Annotated in this window: 4 protein-coding genes; 2 read left to right on the top strand and 2 right to left on the bottom strand. The window is 45.0% G+C overall.

Translation table 11 applies throughout. The features are described 5' to 3' along the window. Both VIP81_RS03540 and VIP81_RS03535 read right to left on the bottom strand, forming a co-directional pair. A partial coding sequence (locus tag VIP81_RS03540) for a LuxR C-terminal-related transcriptional regulator (protein ID WP_331957098.1) occupies positions 1-681 on the bottom strand: 681 nt, incomplete at its 3' end. Between the two features lie 79 nt (positions 682-760). Next, the gene (locus VIP81_RS03535; protein ID WP_331957097.1) at positions 761-1,063 is read right to left on the bottom strand and encodes a hypothetical protein; all 303 of its coding nucleotides are present in this window, start codon (positions 1,061-1,063) and stop codon (positions 761-763) included. 133 nt (positions 1,064-1,196) lie between these two features. On the opposite strand from VIP81_RS03535, the gene VIP81_RS03530 reads away from it, so the two are divergent. Together VIP81_RS03530 and VIP81_RS03525 are read left to right on the top strand one after the other, a co-directional pair. Continuing rightward, positions 1,197-2,297 (top strand): TlpA disulfide reductase family protein, encoded by a 1,101-nt coding sequence (locus VIP81_RS03530; protein WP_331957096.1) that lies wholly within the window; start codon positions 1,197-1,199, stop codon positions 2,295-2,297. A gap of 58 nt (positions 2,298-2,355) precedes the next feature. Next, a partial coding sequence (locus VIP81_RS03525; RefSeq protein WP_331957095.1) for a helix-turn-helix transcriptional regulator occupies positions 2,356-2,822 on the top strand: 467 nt, incomplete at its 3' end.

The raw sequence follows: 2,822 nt of genomic DNA, 5'->3' as shown, positions 1-2,822 counted from the left end.
ATCTACTGTTTGCCTGCTGATACTTAACTTCAATCCAATCTCCCGGCTGCTCAGTCCACCCAGCATCAGTTTAAGTACTTCTTTCTCTCTTTTAGTCAGCACTTCCTTTGCTGTTACAAATACTTTTTTCACCTCCACATTCATGTAGGAAGGCTCACCATCCAGTCCTATAAAAGAAAGTATCGGACGCCCGTTCATTTTGAGATGTGAAACATCGGTATGTACCACCAGGGTACGAAGCAGTTTGCCCTCCCCATCATGCTGAAGGGGTGTGGTTTGCTGCATCACACGCAGGTACTCACCATTGGCTTTCTGTATCCGCAGGTCATACCGCACTTTATACTTCAATGCTTTTTCCGGCGGTAAGTCCGCAAAAAATTCCACGGCAGCATTTTCAAAATCAAGAAACCATCCCATATCTTCCGGGTGGATATAATCCACCATGGCGGATACCGTACATTCGTTGGGGTGATACCCGAACAAATCCTGCACGGCGGAGTGCACGTAATCAAATTCTCCTCTGACAGCATTAAAAATGAAATAGCAGAAATCACCTACCTGGAAAAAGCTCAGTACTTTTTTATGCACTTCCAGCTCCAGTGTAAGGTCGGGCGGGTCCTTGCTCTCGGACATGATATTCCAGATCTTTCTGGCTTCTTCATACAAACGAATCTTCAACATACAGGGGTATTACTGATAAATAAGCCGTAACAGGATAACAACAAATGTCCTGGAAACGGGATAACAAGGCCCTGAATGATCAGCTCCAGATGTTAAAAGATACAAAAACTATCGAAATACTTACACAAATTAATGCAATAAGAAAAGTATAATCGGCCATTTGTTCCCATCGCTCACTTTGCTTCTCATTTTTACTTTTCAACGATAAAAATGATAGCAGACAACTGGCCATTAGCAGTATAGCCGCTACGCCGGTACAATCATCAATAATGGTGGCATGGTTAAATCTGGCCACTTTTATGGAAGTAAGTACAATGAGACAAAAGCCCAACAGGTTAGTCGAAGTATTCAGAATGTGGGGGGACTTACTATGGTTTGCCATATTTTTTGTTATTACTGCTTAACAAATGCTTTCGTACACGAATTGAAGAAATTTCCTCAATAGATTCGCCCGTAGAACGTATCTTATGAAAAAAATAACACTCTTAGCCCTCCTAAGCTGCCCTGTATTCATTATGGCACAGCCTGCAAAGTTTGTGCTCAATGGCAAAGTAACCAAACAAAGCAGCCCCATTAAAGTATATCTTAACCAGGTAATCAATGAAAAACTGATCATAGACTCCGCAGAGGTGCGCGATGGTGTATTTCGCTTTGAAGGTATGGTAGACGGTCCCATACGGGCTATGCTCATCTTCAATCACAAAGGATCTACCATGAACTTTATGGAACTGTCGCCCGATGCCGATGTCAAAATCTTCTACCTGGAAGAAGGGGATACCAAAATACAGACGCAGGAAAACATCAGCAAAGCCAAGGTGATCTCCCCCACCAACGACATGCAAATCGAGTATACCAATTCCCTCAAATCTGTAGATAAATCGATTGCCCAGATCGACAAAGCCGCTCACAAAGCGTCTGCTGCCCAAAAGGCCAATAAAGCATTTCAACAGAAAATAAATCAGCGGTACGCACTTGCCTTCGAAGCCAAAAAGCTGATGCTCCAAAAGTATATCGCCGAAAACCCCGATTCCTATCTCAGTCTCCTGGCCCTGGAAGATGTGGCCGGCGTCCAGATAAATCCCGATCAGATTGAACCCATCTTTCAAACATTAACACCCGAAATACGCAATACCCCTGAAGGAAAATCCTTCCAGCAGGAAATCACCCGAATCCGTAACCTTGCGGTAGGCAATACTGCTCCCGACTTCGAAGTGCCGGATATGGACGGCAAAATGGTACGCCTCTCTGACTTCAAAGGCAAAACCGTATTGCTCGACTTCTGGGCTTCCTGGTGTGAACCCTGCCGCCGCCAACATCAGTATGTCCGCGAGGCATACCGGCAGTTCAAGGATAAAGGTTTTACCGTTATCAGCATCGCACTCGACCCTCCGGCAGACAGGGCCTATCTGCTGGAAGCCATCCAGGAAGATAGTCTTGTATGGACTAACCTCTCCGACCCTACGAAAGATAAAAACCAGGCCGCCAAAGCCTATAGCATCAAGCTTCTTCCCCAGAATTATTTGATCGATTCTACCGGGATGATTTTTAATAAAGACCTCCATGGAGAATCTCTCTCCCAACAGCTGAATAGCCTTTTACTCCATCCAAATGAGTAAAAAGCCCTACATTTGTCCTTGTCAATTATAAATATAATTTATTATAAATATATAAAACATGGACAAACAGCCCCTTTTCTGGGCCGCTAATCTGAAATTATTACGGACACGAAAGAAGATCTCACAACAACACTTATCTGATTTACTGGGACTGAACCGGAACAAGATCACTGCGCAGGAAAGCGGCAAAACACGCAATCCACGTATGGAAGACCTGGTGCTGATCTCGGGCTTTTTCCAGATCGACATAGACCTCCTCATCAAAACGGACCTGTCTCAAATCCCGGAAGTACAGCTGGAAGAACTGGAAGCCGGTAAAAAAGTAGACCTCACGGGCAGGCATATACGTATTTTGCCGATCACGGTAGATAACAGCAATGAGGAGAATATGGAATACGTACCGGCAAGGGCCAAAGCAGGCTATCGCAGTGGTTTCAGCGATCCCGGTTTCATCGCCGCACTGCCCAAATTTACCCTGCCCGAACTACCCAGAGGTAAAACCATTCGCATGTTCCCGATCAGCGG

Origin of the sequence: Chitinophaga sp. (assembly GCF_036566945.1) — a bacterium.
Lineage (GTDB): Bacteria > Bacteroidota > Bacteroidia > Chitinophagales > Chitinophagaceae > Chitinophaga.
The sequence above is the reverse complement of the archived record's forward strand: the minus strand, read 5'-3'. Positions and strand labels throughout refer to the sequence as shown.